The organism is Candidatus Poriferisodalis sp., assembly GCF_965221945.1.
Lineage (GTDB): Bacteria > Actinomycetota > Acidimicrobiia > Acidimicrobiales > Poriferisodalaceae > Poriferisodalis.
In genome coordinates, this window is sequence record NZ_OZ244925.1 from 1,480,469 (window position 1) to 1,499,975 (window position 19,507).

Genomic DNA, 19,507 nt, shown 5'->3' on the forward strand with positions numbered 1-19,507 from the left:
TGGCCGGATAAAGCTACGACAACGCCTTGGCCGAGTCCACGATCGGGCTCTACAAGACCGAGCTAGTCCGCAACCGCGGACCCTGGCGCGGCCTCGACGACCTCGAGCTGGCCACTCTGGAATGGGTCGACTGGTTCAACAACCGGCGCCTGCACCACCACAACACCGGCCGCGTCCCGCCCGCCGAAGCCGAAGACCTCCACTACCGTCAACAACACTCAACCCGCCAAAGCGAGACTCACAACAAACAGCCTGCGTGAAACCCGGTGAGGGGGCCTGTCAGGAATTTTGTGTATCGGGCGTGATCTGAGGGTCCGCAGCTGAGGGCTGTGGGCTGGGAAGGATCATGTCTGTGACTGATCATGACGTGCTGGCTGTGCCGGCGAGCGAAGCTGCCGACGATGCAGCGATGAAGGACTGGGCCGAGTATCTGGTGGCCCAGGCACGCGCGGAGGGCGTGGAGCTGACCGGCGACGGCGGCTTGTTGACCGGGTTGGTGCGCCAGGTGCTCCAGACCGGTCTCGAGGTCGAGATGACCGAGCATTTGGGCTATGAGCGTCACGCCCCGGAAGGCCGCGGGACCCCGAACTCTCGTAATGGGTCGACGCCCAAGCGGGTCACAACCGAGATCGGCGAGGTTGATCTGGCGGTGCCTCGGGACCGTGCGGGGTCCTTCGAGCCGGTGACGGTGCCCAAGCACCAGCGTCGTCTCGACGGCCTGTCGGGGAATGTGATCAGCCTCTATGCGAAGGGGCTCACGACCGGGGAGATCCAGGCGCATCTCGCCGAGATCTATGACACCTCGGTGAGCCGGGAGACGATCTCGAAGATCACCGACGAGATCGTGGCCGACATGGCGGTGTGGCAGAACCGGCCCCTCGACGCCGTGTATGCGGTGCTGTTGATCGACGCGATCGTGGTCAAGGTCCGCGACGCCCAGGTCGCCAACCGGCCCGTCTATGTCGCCATCGGCGTGGATCTTCAAGGCGAACGCGACGTGCTGGGGCTGTGGCTGGGCCCGACCGGCGGCGAGGGCGCCAAGCAATGGGCCACGATGCTCACCGAGCTGCGCAACCGGGGCCTGGCCGACGCGCTGATCGTGTGCTGCGACGGACTCAAAGGACTGCCCTCCTCGATCCGGGCGACCTGGCCCGACGCCACGGTGCAGACCTGCGTGGTGCACATGGTCCGCAACAGCCTGCGGTATGCATCCACCAAGCACTGGGGGCCCATCACCAAGGCCATGCGGGAGATCTACACGTCTTCCACCGTCGAGGCCGCCGAGGCACGCTTCGAGGCCTTCGCCGACGACTGGGAAGGCACCTACCCCGCCATGATCGGCTCATGGCGGCAGGCCTGGGACGAATTCGTCCCGTTCCTGGAGTTCCCGCCCGAGCTGCGCCGGGTCGTGTACACGACCAACGCCGTCGAGAGCCTCAACGCCCGCTTCCGACGGGCAGTGCGCCATCGAGGGCACTTCCCCAACGAACAAGCAGCAATGAAAGTCCTCTACCTTGTCGCCACCGCCAGACGCAAGAACCGAACCAACCTGACCGGAAAGACCAACGGCTGGAAAACCATCCTGAACACACTGACCGTCCACTACGGCGACCGGATCGCCGACCACATCTGATGAAAACCATCACGGCCGGTTACACAAAATTCCTGACAGGCCCCGGTGAGGTTCACTCAGGGCCGATTTGAGCTTGACAAGGGCCTCAGCTTCCGGTTTGTGTGAGTAACGCGATCAGCTTCCCCACCGACCTTCGATTCCTAACAGCGATCGTCCTCGCGCCGTCCAGAAATGACATCACGATTAATCATGATCTGGATTGCGCAACGTATCGTCGGGCTCCCAGCCGCTGAAGCACCAGCCAATCTCGCGGCACGCCTGGGCTGGCCTGCTGCGAGGCGCTCGACGTAACTGGTCTCGGAGCGCTCGCTCGAGGTCGGCTACAGGCGGCGGATGATCTCGCCACGTCAAACTGTCGTAGTCGTCCGGCGGCTCTGGTGCGCTCTGCCCGGCGGGCAGGTAGCCGTAGAGATCGAATGATCTGCGCTGCAATGCGGCGAGGACATGGGCATGGCGCTTAACGTCGGTCAGCTTCGCCAAGAACGCTGGGGTCACGCAGATATTCCAGAGGGCCGTGTAGATCGCCGGGTCGGCCGAATACATGTCGGACTCAGTGGCGACCGTGAATAGGTGATTGAACTGCACGTCTGGTCCCCGGCGCTGTTGGGCCGCCCACACGAAGGCATCCGTCGGGCTGCGGTTGTCGTCCAGCATCACCCGACCGCCGTATGGCCGTTCGATGATGCGGCCCCGTCGAGCCATGTCCTTTGTGCGTGTCACGGGAAACAGCGCTTCGCCGTGCGCTTGCGCGACAGTCTCGGGGTGCAGGAACACCGTGTGTTCGGCCACCGCCTCGATCAGCGTCCGATAACCGGCGCGCACCAACACAGCTTCTAGGGACTTGACGCCGTCGAGAATCTGCTCGTTTTCCAAGACCGGCACCACCTTTGGCCCGCGTTACCGATGGAAGCGACTCCAACCCGGCACCAGCCGACGCAGCGTGCCGAATCTTGACCCCGAACGTGGCACGCTACTGATGTGGAGTTCCGGCGAGCACTGGACCGGCGCAGCCACAGTCCTACCGACATATCGACATCTGACTATGACCACCCAAACATTCACCCTGATCGTTGAAGGCACCGATCTTCAATCAGACGAACTCGTCGATGACTTGTTCGAGGCCGGCTGCGACGATGCTCTGATCAGCCGGGCCAGCGGCATCCAGTTCGCCGACTTTGACCGCGATGCCGACTCTCTTCACGAAGCTGTTCTGTCCGCCATCGCCGAACTCAAGTCCATTGCTGGCATCACTGAGGTACGCCTCGCCGACCCCGGTTGGGAGTCCATGGCCGAGACCGTCGATGCCCTGCATCAGGCCCAGAATCTCGACGAACTGACTGAGTACTCCGACGTCGACGAACTCAAGGCGACGCTGTAGCTCGCAGCGATCCTGCGTGCGACGAACCGCATGCCCGTCATCGGGCCCACGTAGGGTCGTCTGCATGGATCTGTTGCGGCCACCTCAGGCTGTCGAGGTTGAAGCGCGGCAGCCGTTCAGGTTGTGGATCAGATTCGACGACGGCGTGAGCGGCATCGTCAATCTGGCCGAGTGGTCGACCCGAGGGGTCTTCACAGCTTGGTCGGACGCGACCTTCTTCAAGACTGCGCATGTGCGGCCGTACGGGGCAATTGCCTGGGGCAAGGGCGATGCGCTCGAACTCGACCAAACGGCCATGTACTTAGACCTCACTGGTAAGAGCTTCGAAGACTTGCACCCGAAACCGTGGCCCGACCTGGTGAACTGAGATCAACGCAATCTCGTCAGTGGCTGATAGACCCGGCCTGACATGAGTTCGTCGGCCAAGTTCGTGTTGATGGCGCAGCCCTCGGCGCCGGCGATCCCGCACCATGAGGTGCTGGAGCAATGGGCGGCCGAGCTCCGGGTCGAGTTCGAGGGACTCGCGGTCGTCATCGCTGCGACCGAAGAGGAGATTCTCGAACAGCTCAACGACGCCGACGCGGCGTACGGCGTGCTGCCGCAGGGCTGGCATGCGCCAAAGCTGCGCTGGCTGCAGGCCCCGATGGCCAATCCCCCGCTCGGCTACTTCACGCCCGAGCTCGCCGCCCACCCGGTCGTCGTCACCAACATGCGCGGCGTCTACAACGACCACATCGCCACCCACGTGATGGCGTTCCTGCTCGCCTTCGCCCGTGGGTTGCCGCACTACGCCATCAGCCAGCGCAACCGGGAGTACCGGGGCGGGCTTGCGCCGGTCCTGCACCTCGCCGATGCGACCGTGCTGTTCATCGGCGCCGGCGGCGTGGCTCACCAGGCCGCTCGTTACCTGAAGCCGTGGGGACCGAGAGTCGTGGCCGTCGACGCCCGACCCGAGTCCACCGCCGGCGGCGCCATCGATGCCGTGTTCGGCGCAGACGAGCTCAAGGCGCAGCTGCCGCTGGCCGACGCGGTCGTGATGACCGTTCCCCACACTGCCGAGTCCGAGGGAATGCTCCGCCGGGCGCAGTTCGCGCTGATGAAACCCACGGCAGTGTTCATCAACATCGGGCGCGGCATGACCGTCGTGCTCGACGACCTCGTCGACGCACTCGAAGCCGGCGAGCTGGCGGGCGCCGGCCTCGACGTCTTCGACCAGGAGCCGCTGCCGCCCGACCACCGGATCTGGACGCTGCCCAACGTGCTCATCACGCCGCACGTGGCGATGGTCGGCCCCGACATCGACCAGCGTCGCTTCGAGCTCGTCGCCGACAACTGCCGCCGGCTGCTCGCCGGCGAACCGCTGCGCTACGTCGTCGCCGACAAGATTCTCGGCTTCTGACCTCGGTGGCACTGCAACCCATGACGGTGAGCGAAGCACCCCCCAAGGAGCTGCAGGCCGCTTCGGAGGCCGCCCTTGAGTGGATCAATGCAACACAGGGGTCGCACTACGAGATCACCGGCATCATCGATGCCGAAGACACTGTGGCACAAGCGCGCAATGGGTCCTTCGAGCTGGGCTTGGTGCTGTGCGACGGCGACGTCTGTGCCCGCGAGCAGGTGCTGGTCGAGCAATCGGCCGAGGGCTTTCGAGTGTCGGCCGCCGACGTTGACGACCCACTGATCCCGCCGCTGCTCGATCCCCCGATCGGGGTTCGCACCGGGTGGCTCAACACCCAACTCGACAAGCACAAGTTTGTCGTCTTGGTGTTCTACCGCGGCCTGTGGTGACCTCCCTGCCGTCGCGAGTTGCGCGGCTTCGAAAAGTCGGGGGTCGTCGAGGAGATCCGGGCTGCGGGAGGCGAGATCTTCGCCGTCTCCAGTGAGCCCCAGAGTCTCGCGAGCGAAGCACAGGACACATGGGAACTGAGCTATCAGGCGGTAGGCGACCCCCACCACGAGATCCTCGGCGACTGCCGCGAGGCTGGCCGGTTCGATCTCTACATCGGCGACGGCGCAATATTGGAGCGACACTGGTCGTCACACCCGAACGGCATCTTCCAGGCCGGGATCCTGGCCCTCGCCGAGGACCGACGAGTGCTGTACCGGTGGCACTGTCGCCCCACTCATCAGAACCGCGGTGGCGCCTCCGGCCGAGTCACCGCCTCGCATATGTGGTCTCGCATCCAAGACGGACTCGCCATCGACACCGACGCGCCATGGGACACCGATCCCCCACTGGACGCCCCGGAGGCCTTCTGGCCGTACTTCGTCGCTCAGCTGTTCGCCCACGGCTGGTTCATCAAGCCGAAGCGATTCCCACTCGGCCGACCAGACGACAAGCCGTCTGCGCGTGTGTCCGCGATGAAACCACGACTCATCGGATTCGCTGCTGCATGGGCCATCTGCTTCGTGCTCCTGCCAGCTCGCCGAGTCCTCCTCGCCCTGATCGGCTACGCCGCGGCTATCACACCGGCCGTCCGCAGAATGAACCGCGAGTTCCAGCACGTTCCCGCCGGCGGCACGCCCGAGCCCGGCAGGCGAACCCTCGGCACCGAGCCTCCGCAACCCCACCCTTGACAGCCGAGCCACTGAGGCGACCTCAAACCGAGGAGTAAGTCACGATGTTGAAACAGACTGAGGCGAACGATCTGGCAGGCCGGTACCTCGCCGAACTCGACGCTCGGGCACAGCATCGTTCATTCGCCGATCTCGCCACCGACCAGTCACTCGACGCGGCCTACGCGGTCCAGGACGCCTTTCACCGGCTGCTGGGCGAGCGGGGCCGCAAGATCGCCGGATACAAAGTTGCCCTCACTTCTCGGGCGATGCAGGAGTTCGTCGGCGTCGACGAGCCGCTCGCCGGTGCGGTGTTCGACCACGTGGTGCACGCCTCGCCCGCCGCTGTGCGGCTCAACGATCACCGCCACCTGGGTGTCGAGTTCGAGGTCGCCGTGCGCATGGGAGCCGATCTCACCGCTGATGCGGGCCCCCATACCCGCGAGAGCGTCGCGGACGCCGTCGGTGCCTGCCATGCGTCATTCGAGCTGGTTGAGGACCGCAACGCCGACTACAGCAGTCTGAACGTGTTCGATCTGGTCGCTGAGAACGCCTGGAACGCCGCAGTTGTCCTCGCTGATGCCGTCACCGAATGGCGCTCAGTCGACCTGGTCGACGCAGCCACCCGCCTGACGCTCAACGGCGAGCCGGCGGGCGAAGGCCGCACGGGAGATGCGCTCGGTCATCCGCTCGAGGCCGTGGCTTTTCTGGCCAACAACCTCAACTCCCGGGGCCAGAGCTTGCGCGCAGGCCAGTTCGTGATGACCGGCAGCAGCATCGTCACCCAGTTCCCGTCTGCGGGCGACGAGCTGGTGTTCACGATCGAAGGCCTCGGCGAGGTCAGCCTGAGCTGTCACTAGTTCAGGAAGCGAGCAGGCGACGGGCGGCTTCGACGACCACGCCCACTGCCTGCTCCTCGGTGGCAGCGATGCGGTCCTCGTCGACGACGGCCTCCGAGGTGGTGCGCTGGGCGATCACCCCGGCGACGCACCCAGCCCGCCAGCCGTTGGCCGCGCACATCGTGAACAGCGTGGCCGACTCCATCTCGTAGTTGAGCACCCCGATACGACGCCACTCGGCCAGGCTGCCCCGCAGCCACGGCACGACGTCACCGGCGACCGTGTCGTAGCGCTCCTGGCCGGGATAGAAGGTGTCGCACGATGCCGTGATGCCGACCTGATGAGGGGCATGGAGGGCGACCGCTGCATCGACCAAGGCCCGGGTGCACTCGAACGACGAGGCGGCCGGGTACTCCAGCGGTGCGAAGTGCCGGCTCGCCCCGTCCAGGCGAACCGCTGCCTGGGTGATGACCAGGTGACCGATCAGCAGATCGGGCTGAATCGAACCGGTGGTGCCGACCCGTAGGAATGTCCTCACACCGAGCTGGCCCAGCTCCTCGACAGCAACCGACGTCGACGGCCCGCCGACGCCGGTCGAGCACACCACCACCGGCGCGCCGTCGATCGACGCCCGGTAGGTCGTGAACTCCCGGTTCGAGGCCAAATGGGCCGGCTCGGCCATCGTCTCGGCGATCCGCTCCACCCGGGCCGGGTCTCCCGGCACGATCGCCAACGAGGCCCCGCCCAGATCGGCGGCACTCACACCGAGGTGCATCACGTTCCCGTCGCTCATCACCCGACCCTATTTCTCCGATTGGCGGCCACCCGAGCGATGAATGCGGCGATCTCGTCGATCACCTCGTCTCGATTCGTCTCGTTCACGAGCTCATGACGGGCGCCTTCGTACAGTCGGATCGTCTTGTCGTGGGCCGGCATCGCCTGGACCGCCGCCAATGAGGTGCGGTAGTCGACAAAGGGATCGTCGGTGCCGTGGCAGAACAGGACCGGCATCGTGAGCAGATCGATATTGGCTCCAAAGAGGTCTAACGCGACCATCTCAGCTTCGAGCAACGGCCGCTTGTACCGCTCCCGGTAGATGAGCGGGTCGGTGGAGTAGGCCTCGACCGCCGCTTCGTCGCGGGACATTCCCGAGAAGTCGGTCGTGGCCGGCGGCAGCTCCGGTCGCGCCAAGGCCTCGCGAGCCCAGTTCCAGTCCCCGATCACCGCGCCCAGCAAGACGATGCCTGCGACCTCGTTCGGGTACTGCTGGGCGAACCGTGATGTGAGCAATCCACCCATCGAGTGTCCGATCATTACGACGGGCAGCCCTGGGTGATCAGCCAGAGCGATATCCACCAGCGTCCGCAAATCGGCGACCACATGGGAGAAATCAGTGAGCAGCGCCCGCTCGCCTTCGCTGTGGCCGTGCCCGATGTGATCTGGTCCGTAGACCACTGCGCCGTCCGCAGTGAGCCGCTCGGCGACATGGCGGTACCGAGCTGCGTACTCGGCGTAGCCATGCACGACCATCACGATGCGGCGCGGAGCGCCCTCGGGCGCCCATCGCTCGTAGTGAATCGAACCTTCTGACCCAGCGAACACCGACACGGGCGCGGTTCTAGCAGCCCCGGCCACCGGCATTTCGGGCCTCCGCCGGCAACGCGAGTGAGCCGGCACAACTCATCCGATTTTCGGGGCACGGGTAGCCTCGCCACTCAGGTTCATCGGACGACGAGCACAGGAGCGCGCCGCGCCATGCCACTGACCCAGTACCGCATCGACCGCGACGGCGCCGACCGTCTCCTCTTCCTCATGCACGGCTACACCGCCGAGCAGCACCACCTTGCGTCGTACGTGCCGTTGGTGGATCCAGACGAGCGCTTCACCGCGATCGCGCCGCGGGGACCGATCGACATGCCCGACGGCGACGGCGCAGGCTGGTGGTCTATCGACCTCGAGACATTCGAAATGGATCTCTCACAGTTCGTGCCGTCGCTCGAGATGCTCGAGTCGTTCATCGCGGACGAGGCCGGCAAGACAGGCGTACCACTCGAGCGGTGCATCGTGGGCGGCTTCAGCCAAGGCGGCTACCTGTCGCTGGCGCTGGTCGGCAGGCCCGGCGCGCCCCGCTACGCCGGCGTGTGGGCCATCTGCTGCGGCCTTCCCAGCGCACCAGGTCTCGACCTCGACCTGTCGGGCGGCGACGGCCGACCGGCGCTGTTCCAGTGGGGAACCCGCGACATCTTCATCGGCCAAGACCAGCCCAAGGAAGTGATCGCAGCCCTAGGCGACGGCAGGTGGGACTTGCGGCACCACGCCTACGACATGGCGCACAGCCAGACCATCGAAATGATGGTCGACGCCCGCGACTGGCTCGCCGGCGTCCTCTGAGGCCACCGGCGAATTGCGCACGAAGGGAGCACTCCATGTCACTCGGCATCCCGACGTGTTCGGCCGACGACGACCCCGACGCCATGTACGCCAAGCTCGATGCCGCCGGCTGCGTGGTCGTCCATGACGTTGCGCGCCCTGACCAGGTAGCTGCCGCCCGGACTGAGCTGGTCGACCACATGGCCAGCGCCAGGGTGGCCGACGACAAGCCGACCGCGTTCTACCCCGGCCTCACCCGCCGGGTGGTGGCGCTCATGCACCGCTCGCCGACGGTGCGCGAGCTGATGATGCACCCGGTCACCGAAGCGCTCGGCGACCGTCACCTCGGGCAGAACTGCTCGAAATGGACGCTGAACGTGACTGCAGCGCTGGAGGTCGGGCCCGGCGCCCGCGACCAGATCCTCCATCGGGAGGAAGACCTCTACCCGTACTTCCCGCTCCCCCGCCCGAACCTGATCCTGGCATCGATGTGGGCCATGTCGGACTTCACCGCCGACAACGGCGGCACCCAGCTCGTGCCCGGCAGCCACCGCTGGGACGCCGACCGCTCTGCGGCACCCGACGAAGTCGTCCGGGCCGAGATGCCGGCGGGCTCAGTCCTGTACTGGCTGGGCGGCACGCTGCACGGCGCCGGCGCCAACTCCACGCCTGAGGACTGGCGCTACGGGATCATCCTCACCTACAACCTCGGCTGGCTCCGCCAGGAAGAAAACCAGCACGTGTCGATCCCCCTCGCCGACGTGCTCGCACTGCCGGATGCCATGCGCAGCCGCCTCGGCTTCGACATGGACTACGAGAACTCCCTCGGATTCTACGACCGCTCAGTGCTCGCACTCCACCCCGCCGAGGTGAGCGCATCGTCGTCGTGATCAGGCGCTCAAGCCGCCGCCGCTATCAATCGACTAGTCGGTACCCGGTGCCGATGCCGCATCGAAGGCCTCCTGGAGGTGGGGCCTCACTGCATCGACAAGACAACGAGCAGAATCTGCCAACGCCCGCAAGCCCTCTTCGTTCGGTTCGGCCCGTCGTCCGATGTTTACCGACGGCGCAACGACCTTTGTGCGCCTCGTCTGCGATGCGCTGTTTTCCAAGCCGCGCCAATCCAACTCGGCACCGTAAGCGCCCTCGATCTGCAACCGCCGCTGCTTGAGCGCGCACAGGAGCGAGTCGTTGAACTGGGGGTCGTCGTCGTCGAATTGGACTTCCGCATAAGCGGACGAGGCCGTGACCAACATCAGGAGCGCAGCAGGAATTCCGGGAGTGATGCTCCGCTTGACCCACACCGCCTTCGGTCCCCTGGCTGGAAGCTTGATTTCGGTCAGAACCTCCCGCCCGATCGGCAGCCAAGTGTCCCAGAACTGGCGCGCCTGCTCCCGCGCCTCCGCATTCGCGGACGACCGCTTGCCGGAGGCCCGTGAACCGATCGCATCGGGCCGAAGCCAAGTGCGACCCAGCAGCCTGCCCTCGAAGGGTTGAAACAGGACTGCGTTTACGGGAACGTCAAACGACTCATTCAAGAAGTCGATCATGCGCTCAGTCGAGTCGTCGAGGTGCGCCGCGACCACAATCATCCGCGGCACATCACCAATCGAGCCCAGTTCTTCGTCGAAGTGCTCCTCGAAGGCCGCTGCGAGGTCTGATCCTTCGTCTCCAATCGATGCCCGATACTTCGCGTAGAGGTCATCCACCTCGCCAAAGTCAAGCTTCGCGACCCAGGCTGCGTAATCAATGGTCTGTGCGAGAACTTCTCGTGGGGTCTTGTCTCGCTTGTTCTCGATAACGACAAGTTGTCCCTCGCTGTGGAGCGCAAGCAAGTCGAGCGGACCGGATGGCGTCTGCGTCTGGCGCCCGATGATCAGGACATCAATGCCCAGCAGCTTTGGATCGGATTCGATCGCTGCCTCAATCTGACCTTCGGTCGCGAGTGGCTTCTCGTCGATCGGTACAGCTTTACCGTCGTCGTTGAGCTGCCAAAGTGACATCCTCGTCGCCATCGCTCGTTACCCCCTCGTAGAACGTGGTGCCGACTGACGCTAACGGCATCTCGGTTCACCTGACTTTGGGCCACTACCTCACTCCCCGTGGCTAGCTGCTGTCTGACGAAAGCCTCGACGTGTTCGAGAAGGCTGCCGGTATTGCGAAGGCTGTCTGTGCCACAGTTACGACTGTTCTCGTAACCGGTCGCGACCACGTGGTCAGACCCGACAACCCAACAACAACGCGCAACTAGCCGACGCGGACGGTGAACTCGAGTCCTCCGGCGAAGGGCAGGGTCATGGTGCGGAGCTTGTTGGCGGGGTCATTGAGGAACTCGAAGTAGGGCTGGTAGCCCTCGGCGGAGGAGACGGTGTTGTCGGTGACGACGACCGCGCCGGGGCGCAGGGCGGGGGCGACCAGCTCGAGCGCGTCGAGGGCGACATGCCAGATGTCGACGAGCAGGAAATCGACCGGTCCCCCGCAGTCGACCAGCGTCTCGCGCAGATCTCCCTCGCGAAGCTCGATCCAGCTCGCCAGACCTGCCTCTTCGAAGTTGGCCCAGGCAATCGCTGCTTTCTCCGGTTCGTACTCGGTGGCGATCACCACGCCGTCGTCATGACCGTTGTCCCGCACGGCAGCGGCCAGGTATAGCGTGGATACCCCGTGGGACGTCCCGGCCTCGACCACGCGGCGAGCGCTCAGAGCACGGCAGACCTGATAGCAGAACGTGGCCTTGTCGCGATCGAGCGCGACGAGCTTGTCGGCGAGGTACCGGCGCATGTCGTCGTCGAACCCGCGCTGGGTTCGATCCCGGCCGCTCTCCCGCCGCGCCTCGGTGAAGAACGCCGACGTCTCGCTGGCCTGCGCGTCGCTCTCGGCGTGCAGCCGATCGAGCAGTGCCTCGAGCACAGGATCTTGCAGGGGCGACGTCATGCGTGACCCGGCCTCCTCGGCTCGAGGCCGAGTGCGACGGCGGCGCGCTCAGTTTGGACGTCAGTGTCGCCGTGGCTGAGGCAGAACGCCCTGGCGCGTCTGGTGTAGAGCTGCAGGTCGTACTCGGTCGTGTAGCCGATCGCACCGTGAACGGTGTGGGCGGCATGGATCATGTCGACCATCACCTCGTTTGCGAAGACCTTGGTCCCGGCAACTTCGAGGGTCGCATCGCGCCCTTGGTCCAGCATCCAGGCAGTCTCTGCGACCAAGAGCCGGCAGGCGTCGGTGTTGATGCGCATGTCGGCCAACCGGTGGGATACCGCCTGGTAGCTGCCGATCACCTTCCCGAACTGCTGACGGCTCGATGCGTGCTCCGACGCGAGCCGGATCATCCCTTCGCAGCAGCCGACGGCTTCAGCGGTGGCGAGGACGGTGGCCGCATCCAATCCTGCGTCGATGGCCCGCTCCGCCGCACGGCCGCGAGCCAGGACGCTGTCAGCGGGCACCCCCACGTTGTCGAACTCGACGTGGAACAGCGGATCCCCGCCCGTGGCGCCGTGGCGAGTCCATCTGACGCCTGGAGTGTCGCGGTGCACGGCGACAACCGCCGATTCGCCGTCCGGCGTCGTCAGCGACACGAGCAGCACCTGCGCCGCCGACGCGTACGGCACCATCGCCTTCGCGCCCGAGATCGTGGCGCCAGCGTCGGTCTCGGACAGGACGCTCGACGAGGCAGATCGTTCGTCGCGCCCGACCGCGTCGATCAGTGCGGGCGTGATCACTGCACCACTGGCCGCGAGCGTGCTCAACATGTCGCGGGTCGCTGTCGTCGGCTCGGCGGCGGCGAGGAAGGTCGCCGCGAAGCCAGCCGTGCCGACGAGAGGCGTCGAGGCGGCAGCCCGTCCGAGCTCCTCGGCGAGCACGCAGAGGTCGGCGAGTCCTGCACCACCCCCGCCGATGTCGGTGGGGAGCGCAAGCGCGGTCCAGCCGAGCTCGGCCATCTGAGCCCAGATCTCGGCGTTGACGCCGTCGGCACTTGCCTCGACCTCTCGCACCGTGTCGGCGTCGAGCGAGTCGGCCAGAAAGCGCCGGGCGCCGTCCCGAATCATCTCTTGCGTGTCGTTGAGCATCAGGTCCATGGCAGTCGCTCCTACCGGGGGAGGCCGAGGCCGCGCTGGCTGATGATGTTCCGCTGGATCTCGTTCGTGCCCATGGCGATCGGCTGCGGGATGCTGTGGACCCAGTGATCGTTCATGAGCCCGTCGAGCGGGGCGAGGCCGTCGCCGGTGCGGAGCTGTCCCCTGGCGCCCACAATGTCGAGACCGATATTGCCGATCAGGATGTTGAGCTCGGACGAGAACACCTTGCTCACTGCGGGGTCGACGTCGTTGGCGTCGCCCGCCGCCATGGCCGACACGACGCGGTAGCACAACAGCCGTGCTGCTCGGTACCGGGCCTGCAGCCGCACCAACCCAGCCCGCACCGACGGGCGCATGGCCAGCGGCCGGCCATTCTCGTCCTTCGTGGTGGTCGCGTATTCGATCAATGCGTCGAGCAGCACCTTCACCCGGGCATGGAGCGCAGCCCCGACCCGCTCATGGGCCAGCGTCGACATCGCGACCCGCCAACCGTCGCCTCGCGGACCCAGCAGGCAGTCGTAGGGCACCTCGACGTCGTCGAAGAAAACCTCGTTGAACTCCTGGGGGCCGCCCATCGAGTCGATCGGCCGGACCGTGATGCCCGGAGTGTTCATGTCGACCAGCAGCATCGACAAGCCCTGGTGCTTCCGCTCGCCCGGATCGGTTCGGCACAGCAACAAGCACCAGTCCGCAGCAGTCGCGTAGCTGGTCCAGATCTTCTGACCGTTCACCAGGAAGCACCCGTCGGCGTCGGTTGCCCTCGTGGACAGCGCCGCGAGATCGGAGCCCGCCTCGGGTTCGGAGAACCCCTGGCACCACATGACCTCACCCGCCGCCATCGGCTTCAGGAACCGCTCCTGCTGGTCGGCGGTTCCGAACTCCATGAGCATCGGGCCGATGTAGTTGAGGCTCATGTACTGCGGGCCGCGGGGCTCACCGGCCGCCCACATCTCCTCGCGCACCACCATCTGGCTCCACACGTCGGCGTCGACGCCTCCATGGGAGACCGGCCACGACATCGTCAGCCAATCCCGCTCCGCCAGCTTCATGCAGAACTCTCGGGTGAACGGATAGATGCGGTCGTCGTCGTGAAACAGGCCTTTCCACCAGTCAGGCAGCTCGGCGTCCATAAACGCGCGCAGCTCTTTCCGAAACTGCTCCGCCTCGGCCGGGAATTCGAACTCCATTCACTGTCTCCTCGGTACCGTCCCGCCTCGGCTAGAAGGTGTCGTAGTACTCGCGCTGTTCCCAGTCGGTCACGGTTCCGCTGAACCGTGACCACTCGGACCGCTTGAGGGTGACGAGGTAGTCGACGATCTCGTCGCCGAGCGCGTTGCGGTAGAAGGCGCTGCGATCGAACGCGTCGATGGCATCGCCGAGGGTGCGCGGCAACAGGGGCCCGGCCTCGGCCTCGTAGGGCATCTCGCTGGGCGGCGGCACCTCGATCCTCGAGTCGATGCCGTCGAGTCCCGAGAGGATCTGGGATGCGAGGTAGAGGTAGGGGTTCGCCGCAGGGTCGCCTGCGCGGTTCTCGATCCTGGTCGCGGGGCCCGGGGGCTCGTCGATGACTCGCAGCATGGCACCGCGGTGCTGGCGGCTCCACACGATCCGGTCGGGAGCAACCTTGTGCGGCCGGTAGCGCTTGTAGCCGGTGATGGTCGGCGTGGTGAGCAGGCAGGACTCCTCGGCGTGGGCGAGGAGCCCGCCGAGGTAGTGCCTCGCCATCTCCGAGAGCGTCTCGCCGGGCACCGTCGGCGCGAACAGGTTGCGGCCGTCGTCGACAGCGGCGACCGACTGATGGAGGTGCCAGCCGCTCGGGAATGCATCGTCATGTTCCGGTCTGCACATGAACGTCGCATGGAGGCCGTGCCGCCTGGCGATCTGCTTCACCGCGGCGCGGATCAGGACCGCCTGATCTGCCAGCTCGACGCCGTCGGCGGGTGCGAAGGTGAGCTCGACTTGGCTGGGCCCGAGCTCAGTCTCGATGGTGCGCGGCGGCAGGCCCAGCGCCGTGAGGTGGCGTTGGATCGGCTCGAGCAGCGGTTCGATCTGATCGGAATAGTCCTCAGCCAGAAGGTCCCACCCCTGGTGAATGCGCCGGTGTTCACCGGAGTGCTCGTCGAGGCGGTAGAGATGGAACTCGATCTCCAGTCCGGCGCGCAGCCGCATCCCGCGCTCGGTCAGCTTGCGGTGCGCTTCGGTACAGATCCGGCGCGTCGACAGCACGATCGGAGCACCCTCGACGCTGTAGAGGTCACTCAGCAGCCACCCGGTCCCGTCGAGCCACGGCAGCACGCGGAACGTGGTGGGGTCCGGGACCATGACCATGTCGCGCGCCCCCATGGCTGAGGCGAGCGTCGGGCCGCCGTCGGGCTCCCAGATGCGGAACGCGTACTGACCGCCGGTGTCCTTGGTGAGCAGCGAACCCGGAAACGCGACACCGTTGCGCAGCGCCTGCGGGACGTGCGCCGCGTCAAGAACCTTGCCGTGCAACAGCCCATGCTGATCGGCGAACGACACCCGAACGCTTCGCAGCCCCTTGTCGCGGACCTGATCCTCGACTGCCGCCGCGGCGTCGGCCCAGTCCGCATCCCAGCGGTCTTCGGGCTTCGTGGTGTCGGGCATCGGTCAGTCCGCCAGCGCGGGGGCCCACCCTGAGGCCTCGCGTCGTTTGGTCTCGAGATCGCGCCACGCGGCGTCGAAGTCGTCGCCGGTGGTGACGCCGTCGATGGCGCCGGGTCCGCGGAGCGCACCTGGATCGGCCGTACCGATGAGCGTGTCCGCATCGGGCTGGCGCAGAGCAGCCAAGAACATGCGGCGATGGGTACGGATGCCGGCGTCGGTCGGGCTGAGGTGCTCGGTGGTGCGGTCGAAGATCGGGCCGGGCGACTCGACAGCCCACTGATCGTGGACATTGATGTCGGCGCCCATGCCGGTGTAGGTCCGCTCGCGCTGCTCGACCGGATCGAACCCCCAGTTGTTCGACTGGTCGGCGATCGGGCGGTACTCAGGCAGGGTGACCTGGCTGATGCGCTGGGCTCGCATCACCTCGGCGTCGACGGGTTCGCCGTAGCTGACGAACATCGAATACCAGTAGCAGTGGTGATCGTCGATGGGCACGTGCCACTGGAAGATGCTCATCTCCCGGCTCATCGCGATCGTGATCGCGTTGGGGAAGATGCAGTTCGAGATCCGGACGTGGGTGAACTCGTCCCGGTAACGGCGCAGCGTCCGGAACCGGAACCCGAACGGGGTGGGCTCGATGGTGATGTCCGGCGCAGAGGCCTCCCTCATCAGCTCAGCGACGGTCACGTCGGTGTCCGCGATGGTGTCGCGGAACTGCAGCCCGTACGTGCCGTCCTCAGCGCCAAGGAAGCGATGCAGGAACGCCGCGTGCGCCGGGTCTATCCCGACCTCGTGGGCCTGCAGCCAGTTGCACCCCCACATGCCCTTGAACGCGAACACCTGCGGGCCCGGCGCCACGAAGCAATCCAACCCCGGAAGCTTCGGCGGATCGCCCTCGCCCAGGTACGCCCACATGATGCCGTTGCGCTCGGTGACCGGGTAGTGGACCTGACACACCCTGGTGTGGAACGTCGACGTCGGCGGCTCTGCCGGTGTCTCGAGACACGCCCCGGTCACATCGAAGAGCCAGCCGTGGAACGGGCACCGCAGGCCGCCGTCCTCGACCCGGCCATAGGACAGATCGACGCCGCGGTGTGGGCATCGGCGCCCGATCATGCCCAGCCGGCCTCGGTCGTCGCGAAACAGCACGAGGTCCTCGCCGAGCAAGCGAACCGGGACCACCGGCCGGTCGCCGCCGAGTTCCTCCGTGAGGGCCGCCGGCTGCCAGTACCGGCGAAGCACGTCACCGCCCGGAGTCCCCGGTCCGCTCTCGGTCAAGAGTCGGTTCTCATCGGCACTGACCATGCGAACCTCCCCCCGGTCGTGCAATACGAGGACTCACGGTCGTCTAGCAGGCGATGCTAGAGGTGAGTCCAGACCCGAGTAGTAGTTTCAGCGACGAGCCAGACCGGCCAGCCACGGCAGGCAAAGAGAAGGATGCAATGCCGAAGCACCTGACCGCCGCCCAAGTCGACCACTACCGCGACCGCGGCTACATCGCGCCGGTCGATCTTCTGACCGAGAGCGAGGCGGCCGAGGCGCGGGCGAAGCTCGAGGCCTTCGAGGCCCGCAACGGCGGCCCGCTCGGCGGCGCTCAGCGTGCCGGCGGCCATCTGTTGTGGCCATGGATCGACGAACTTATGCGCCACGAGACCCTGCTCGACGCAGTCGAGGACCTGATCGGCCCCGACATCTTGTGCTGGAACTCGATCTTCTGGATCAAGGAGCCGGGTTCGCCGAGCTACGTCGGTTGGCACCAAGACCTCGAGTACTGGGGACTCGACAACGACGAGCTCGTCAGCGCATGGATCGCACTCTCGCCCGCTTCCGAGGCAGCCGGCGCAATGTCGGTTCTCCCCGGAAGCCACCGGGAACTCCTCTCCCACGACGAGACCTACCACGCAGACAACATGCTGACTCGGGGCCAGGAGCTCAAGATCGAGGTCTCCGAGCGAGAGGTCGCCTCGATGGCACTCGAGCCCGGCCAGATGTCCATGCACAACGTGCGGCTCGCGCACGGATCGGGACCGAACACCACCGACGACCGCCGCATCGGTCTGTCGCTGCAGTACATACCGACCCGAACCAAGCAGCGCCTCGTCGACTGGGACTTCGCCACCCTCGTCCGCGGAACCGACACATACGGTCACTTCGAGCTGACCCCGCGACCACAAAGAGACTTCGATCCCGTCGCAGTCGAGTTCCACCAGCGAGCCGGCGTGGCACTCCGCGAACTCCTCTACCAGGGTGCCGAGCGCCCGGCCGAACGAGCCCCGACGCTATAGCTGCGCCCTGTTCCTGGTGTCGGAGGGGCGAGTTTAACCCTAAGTACACGCGGCCCCTGGACCGCCGAACTGATCGCTGCGTGACGCGAAGTCGCTAGTCAGAGACTCACGACGGGGTTTTTGGCACCCACACCTACCGCTCTCTCGGACAATTGCCCCCCGCTGGGCAACCAACAATCAACCGCGGCCGCTTCCCAGCCGCGGCTACGCGTCGTCAGATCCACCCGCTGCGACGGACTCATCAACGAATACCGAAACGCCGCCTGACCAGCCACGACCGAGTATCGGGCACCTTCGTGTGTCCTGAAGGGAAGTGATGACGATGTAGAAGGTCGCCAGCACGGACCGTGCTGTGCCAGTGATGGAGGTAGGTCCTCTGGGGTCGCCGTGCAGGCGGAGATCCCAAACCACCGCAAGCTGCGTCGGTCAAGAGCCGGCAGACCGCGTGACCCAACCCGACCCCACGGGGCCCAAGGGGAGCGTGCGTGACGGATCGAACTGAGCACCGCTTCGAGGGCGTCTTGTACGAGCTCCCGTCCAACTACCCGCACATCATGAACGTCGCGATGGACGTGCCCAAACGGGTGTCCGACGCGTTCGCGGCGCGGGGCCAAGCATCGATGATCGTCGCCGTCGGCCTGAGCCGCGTCTACCTCGGTGCCCACTGGCCGACCGATGTCATCGGCGGCGCAATCGTCGGCGCTGGGCTGATCCTCGTCGCCGAACGCGTCATGGTCCACGAACGCACGCACGGCGGCTGCCGATGCGCGCTCGCCATGTGACGGCGCCGCGACGAGGACGCAGCGGCCCACGCTGGGGTACCCCGGGAAGCAGATCGGCATCGAGATCGCCCTGCCGGAAGGCGAGGAAGACCAGTGGTCCCATGATGGTGAAGACCTCGGCGTGTACGAATCCGGCCAGGCTGGTGATGTCCTCGATGCCGAACAGCGACTTCATGGTCTCGGGCATGGCCTCGACGTAGTCGGCGAGCTCGGTCTCGACGCTCGGGTAGAGGGCCATGACCCAGACGATCATCAGCCCGAGGCCGATGCCGTAGCCGATCACCCCGCGTCGGCAATCCTGGAGACCTCGGGCCACGACCGCCGCCGTCATCGGCTCTCTCCGGCTGGTGGGGTGTCGCTGCGGTAGTAGTCGAGGAAGATGTCTTCGAGGTCGGCCTCCCGGACATGGAGGTCGACGATCTCGTGGTCGACGGCGACCTTCATCAACTGGATGAGAGGCCCTTCCACCTCGACCCTGGCGGCTCGCCCGTCGATGTCGACTTTGCGCACACCATCGACTCTCTCCAAGCGCGTCGGCTCGATCGGCACCGCGAACTCGAAGTCGACGCGGCGCACCGCCATCTGCTTCAGCTGGCTCACTTCGGCCACCTCGACAAGCGAGCCGTCGCGAATGATCCCGACCCGGTCAGCCACCCGCTCCACCTCGGAGAGGGTGTGTGAGGAAAGAAACAGTGTTCGGCCCTCGTCACGGATCTCGCGGGCCAGGTTCTGGAACTCGCGTTGTAGCAGCGGGTCGAGACCAAGTGTCGGTTCGTCGAGGATCATGAGCTCCGGTTCGTGCATGAGGGCCTGTACCAGCGCGAGCTTCTGCCGGTTGCCCATGGACAGGTCCCGGATCGGTCGACCCAGCTCGACAGCGAACCGATCGACCAGATCCGCCAATGGCCGCAGTGATATCCCGCCTCGTAGCTTTGCGAGGTAGTCGAACATCTCGGCCCCAGTCAGCCG

General features: G+C 66.0%; 22 protein-coding genes and 1 pseudogene. 12 read left to right on the forward strand and 11 right to left on the reverse strand.

What is annotated here, in order from left to right:
- Nucleotides 1-11 precede the first annotated feature (11 nt).
- Nucleotides 12-260: pseudogene (locus ACOQPH_RS06920) on the forward strand (integrase core domain-containing protein); the annotation flags it as partial.
- Between the two features lie 86 nt (nt 261-346).
- Nucleotides 347-1,633, forward strand: coding sequence for an IS256 family transposase (locus ACOQPH_RS06925; protein ID WP_420621901.1), 1,287 nt, complete (start codon nt 347-349; stop codon nt 1,631-1,633).
- Nucleotides 1,634-1,816: 183 nt separating this feature from the next.
- Here the strand turns inward: ACOQPH_RS06925 and ACOQPH_RS06930 are convergent, their stop codons facing one another.
- A complete protein-coding gene (locus tag ACOQPH_RS06930) occupies nt 1,817-2,515 on the reverse strand; it encodes a hypothetical protein (RefSeq protein WP_419553377.1) in 699 nt (232 codons plus the stop codon).
- 160 nt (nt 2,516-2,675) lie between these two features.
- Here ACOQPH_RS06930 and ACOQPH_RS06935 point away from each other — a divergent pair, with 160 nt between their 5' ends.
- The 6 genes from ACOQPH_RS06935 to ACOQPH_RS06960 all read left to right on the forward strand — a co-directional run bounded on the left by ACOQPH_RS06935 (nt 2,676) and on the right by ACOQPH_RS06960 (nt 6,427).
- The gene (locus tag ACOQPH_RS06935; RefSeq protein ID WP_419553378.1) at nt 2,676-3,011 is read left to right on the forward strand and encodes a hypothetical protein; all 336 of its coding nucleotides are present in this window, start codon (nt 2,676-2,678) and stop codon (nt 3,009-3,011) included.
- A 64-nt stretch (nt 3,012-3,075) separates the two neighbouring features.
- Nucleotides 3,076-3,378 (forward strand): DUF2442 domain-containing protein, encoded by a 303-nt coding sequence (locus ACOQPH_RS06940; RefSeq protein ID WP_419553379.1) that lies wholly within the window; start codon nt 3,076-3,078, stop codon nt 3,376-3,378.
- Between the two features lie 42 nt (nt 3,379-3,420).
- Entirely contained in the window at nt 3,421-4,410 is a 990-nt protein-coding gene (locus ACOQPH_RS06945; RefSeq protein WP_419553380.1) for a D-2-hydroxyacid dehydrogenase, read from the forward strand.
- A gap of 5 nt (nt 4,411-4,415) precedes the next feature.
- Nucleotides 4,416-4,799 carry a hypothetical protein gene (locus ACOQPH_RS06950; RefSeq protein WP_419923345.1) on the forward strand — a complete coding sequence of 128 codons (384 nt, stop codon included), beginning with the start codon at nt 4,416-4,418 and terminating at the stop codon, nt 4,797-4,799.
- Nucleotides 4,800-4,817: 18 nt separating this feature from the next.
- A complete protein-coding gene (locus ACOQPH_RS06955; RefSeq protein ID WP_419553382.1) occupies nt 4,818-5,588 on the forward strand; it encodes a hypothetical protein in 771 nt (256 codons plus the stop codon).
- 44 nt (nt 5,589-5,632) lie between these two features.
- Nucleotides 5,633-6,427 (forward strand): 2-keto-4-pentenoate hydratase, encoded by a 795-nt coding sequence (locus ACOQPH_RS06960; RefSeq protein WP_419553383.1) that lies wholly within the window; start codon nt 5,633-5,635, stop codon nt 6,425-6,427.
- A 1-nt stretch (nt 6,428) separates the two neighbouring features.
- Here ACOQPH_RS06960 and udp read toward each other — a convergent pair whose 3' ends face one another.
- Together udp and ACOQPH_RS06970 are read right to left on the reverse strand one after the other, a co-directional pair.
- On the reverse strand, nt 6,429-7,199 hold the full coding sequence (gene udp, locus ACOQPH_RS06965) for a uridine phosphorylase (protein WP_419553384.1): 771 nt from the start codon (nt 7,197-7,199) through the stop codon (nt 6,429-6,431).
- On the reverse strand, nt 7,199-8,014 hold the full coding sequence (locus ACOQPH_RS06970) for an alpha/beta hydrolase (RefSeq protein ID WP_419553385.1): 816 nt from the start codon (nt 8,012-8,014) through the stop codon (nt 7,199-7,201). Before ACOQPH_RS06970 ends, udp begins: the two co-directional genes overlap by 1 nt.
- 147 nt (nt 8,015-8,161) lie before the next feature.
- On the opposite strand from ACOQPH_RS06970, the gene ACOQPH_RS06975 reads away from it, so the two are divergent.
- Nucleotides 8,162-8,797 (forward strand): alpha/beta hydrolase, encoded by a 636-nt coding sequence (locus ACOQPH_RS06975; RefSeq protein ID WP_419553386.1) that lies wholly within the window; start codon nt 8,162-8,164, stop codon nt 8,795-8,797.
- A gap of 35 nt (nt 8,798-8,832) precedes the next feature.
- Nucleotides 8,833-9,666, forward strand: coding sequence for a phytanoyl-CoA dioxygenase family protein (locus ACOQPH_RS06980; RefSeq protein ID WP_420623967.1), 834 nt, complete (start codon nt 8,833-8,835; stop codon nt 9,664-9,666).
- Nucleotides 9,667-9,699: 33 nt separating this feature from the next.
- On the opposite strand, the gene ACOQPH_RS06985 is transcribed toward ACOQPH_RS06980, so the two are convergent.
- The 6 genes from ACOQPH_RS06985 to ACOQPH_RS07010 form a co-directional block, all read right to left on the reverse strand.
- The gene (locus tag ACOQPH_RS06985; protein ID WP_419553388.1) at nt 9,700-10,779 is read right to left on the reverse strand and encodes a DUF4268 domain-containing protein; all 1,080 of its coding nucleotides are present in this window, start codon (nt 10,777-10,779) and stop codon (nt 9,700-9,702) included.
- Between the two features lie 244 nt (nt 10,780-11,023).
- Entirely contained in the window at nt 11,024-11,707 is a 684-nt protein-coding gene (locus tag ACOQPH_RS06990) for an O-methyltransferase (protein WP_419553389.1), read from the reverse strand.
- Nucleotides 11,704-12,846, reverse strand: coding sequence for an acyl-CoA dehydrogenase family protein (locus tag ACOQPH_RS06995; protein ID WP_419553390.1), 1,143 nt, complete (start codon nt 12,844-12,846; stop codon nt 11,704-11,706). Before ACOQPH_RS06995 ends, ACOQPH_RS06990 begins: the two co-directional genes overlap by 4 nt.
- A gap of 11 nt (nt 12,847-12,857) precedes the next feature.
- Nucleotides 12,858-14,033: an acyl-CoA dehydrogenase family protein gene (locus ACOQPH_RS07000; RefSeq protein WP_419553391.1), complete on the reverse strand. Its 1,176-nt coding sequence runs from the start codon at nt 14,031-14,033 to the stop codon at nt 12,858-12,860.
- A 31-nt stretch (nt 14,034-14,064) separates the two neighbouring features.
- On the reverse strand, nt 14,065-15,471 hold the full coding sequence (locus tag ACOQPH_RS07005) for a glutamine synthetase family protein (protein WP_419553392.1): 1,407 nt from the start codon (nt 15,469-15,471) through the stop codon (nt 14,065-14,067).
- Between the two features lie 3 nt (nt 15,472-15,474).
- Complete coding sequence (locus ACOQPH_RS07010; protein WP_419553393.1) at nt 15,475-16,776, reverse strand: Rieske 2Fe-2S domain-containing protein; 1,302 nt, start codon at nt 16,774-16,776, stop codon at nt 15,475-15,477.
- Between the two features lie 137 nt (nt 16,777-16,913).
- Between ACOQPH_RS07010 and ACOQPH_RS07015 the strand changes: the two genes are divergently transcribed.
- Both ACOQPH_RS07015 and ACOQPH_RS07020 read left to right on the forward strand, forming a co-directional pair.
- Nucleotides 16,914-17,756 (forward strand): phytanoyl-CoA dioxygenase family protein, encoded by an 843-nt coding sequence (locus tag ACOQPH_RS07015; protein ID WP_419553394.1) that lies wholly within the window; start codon nt 16,914-16,916, stop codon nt 17,754-17,756.
- A gap of 485 nt (nt 17,757-18,241) precedes the next feature.
- The gene (locus ACOQPH_RS07020; protein WP_419553395.1) at nt 18,242-18,538 is read left to right on the forward strand and encodes a phosphatase PAP2 family protein; all 297 of its coding nucleotides are present in this window, start codon (nt 18,242-18,244) and stop codon (nt 18,536-18,538) included.
- On the opposite strand, the gene ACOQPH_RS07025 is transcribed toward ACOQPH_RS07020, so the two are convergent.
- Together ACOQPH_RS07025 and ACOQPH_RS07030 are read right to left on the reverse strand one after the other, a co-directional pair.
- Nucleotides 18,486-18,869: a hypothetical protein gene (locus tag ACOQPH_RS07025; RefSeq protein ID WP_419923346.1), complete on the reverse strand. Its 384-nt coding sequence runs from the start codon at nt 18,867-18,869 to the stop codon at nt 18,486-18,488. The genes ACOQPH_RS07020 and ACOQPH_RS07025 overlap by 53 nt on opposite strands.
- Nucleotides 18,866-19,489 (reverse strand): AAA family ATPase, encoded by a 624-nt coding sequence (locus ACOQPH_RS07030; RefSeq protein ID WP_420623968.1) that lies wholly within the window; start codon nt 19,487-19,489, stop codon nt 18,866-18,868. The genes ACOQPH_RS07025 and ACOQPH_RS07030 overlap by 4 nt, the downstream gene beginning before the upstream one ends.
- Between the last annotated feature and the right edge of the window lie 18 nt (nt 19,490-19,507).

Excerpts from the sequence above, each read along its gene's own strand:
- ACOQPH_RS06925 (WP_420621901.1), top strand. The coding sequence starts at position 347 with ATGTCTGTGACTGATCATGACGTGCTGGCTGTGCCGGCGAGCGAAGCT.
- ACOQPH_RS06935 (WP_419553378.1), top strand. The coding sequence starts at position 2,676 with ATGACCACCCAAACATTCACCCTGATCGTTGAAGGCACCGATCTTCAA.
- ACOQPH_RS06940 (WP_419553379.1), top strand. The coding sequence starts at position 3,076 with ATGGATCTGTTGCGGCCACCTCAGGCTGTCGAGGTTGAAGCGCGGCAG.
- ACOQPH_RS06945 (WP_419553380.1), top strand. The coding sequence starts at position 3,421 with ATGAGTTCGTCGGCCAAGTTCGTGTTGATGGCGCAGCCCTCGGCGCCG.
- ACOQPH_RS06960 (WP_419553383.1), top strand. The coding sequence starts at position 5,633 with ATGTTGAAACAGACTGAGGCGAACGATCTGGCAGGCCGGTACCTCGCC.
- udp (WP_419553384.1), bottom strand. The coding sequence starts at position 7,199 with ATGAGCGACGGGAACGTGATGCACCTCGGTGTGAGTGCCGCCGATCTG.
- ACOQPH_RS06975 (WP_419553386.1), top strand. The coding sequence starts at position 8,162 with ATGCCACTGACCCAGTACCGCATCGACCGCGACGGCGCCGACCGTCTC.
- ACOQPH_RS06980 (WP_420623967.1), top strand. The coding sequence starts at position 8,833 with ATGTCACTCGGCATCCCGACGTGTTCGGCCGACGACGACCCCGACGCC.
- ACOQPH_RS06985 (WP_419553388.1), bottom strand. The coding sequence starts at position 10,779 with ATGTCACTTTGGCAGCTCAACGACGACGGTAAAGCTGTACCGATCGAC.
- ACOQPH_RS06990 (WP_419553389.1), bottom strand. The coding sequence starts at position 11,707 with ATGACGTCGCCCCTGCAAGATCCTGTGCTCGAGGCACTGCTCGATCGG.
- ACOQPH_RS06995 (WP_419553390.1), bottom strand. The coding sequence starts at position 12,846 with ATGGACCTGATGCTCAACGACACGCAAGAGATGATTCGGGACGGCGCC.
- ACOQPH_RS07000 (WP_419553391.1), bottom strand. The coding sequence starts at position 14,033 with ATGGAGTTCGAATTCCCGGCCGAGGCGGAGCAGTTTCGGAAAGAGCTG.
- ACOQPH_RS07005 (WP_419553392.1), bottom strand. The coding sequence starts at position 15,471 with ATGCCCGACACCACGAAGCCCGAAGACCGCTGGGATGCGGACTGGGCC.
- ACOQPH_RS07010 (WP_419553393.1), bottom strand. The coding sequence starts at position 16,776 with ATGGTCAGTGCCGATGAGAACCGACTCTTGACCGAGAGCGGACCGGGG.
- ACOQPH_RS07015 (WP_419553394.1), top strand. The coding sequence starts at position 16,914 with ATGCCGAAGCACCTGACCGCCGCCCAAGTCGACCACTACCGCGACCGC.
- ACOQPH_RS07025 (WP_419923346.1), bottom strand. The coding sequence starts at position 18,869 with ATGACGGCGGCGGTCGTGGCCCGAGGTCTCCAGGATTGCCGACGCGGG.
- ACOQPH_RS07030 (WP_420623968.1), bottom strand. The coding sequence starts at position 19,489 with ATGTTCGACTACCTCGCAAAGCTACGAGGCGGGATATCACTGCGGCCA.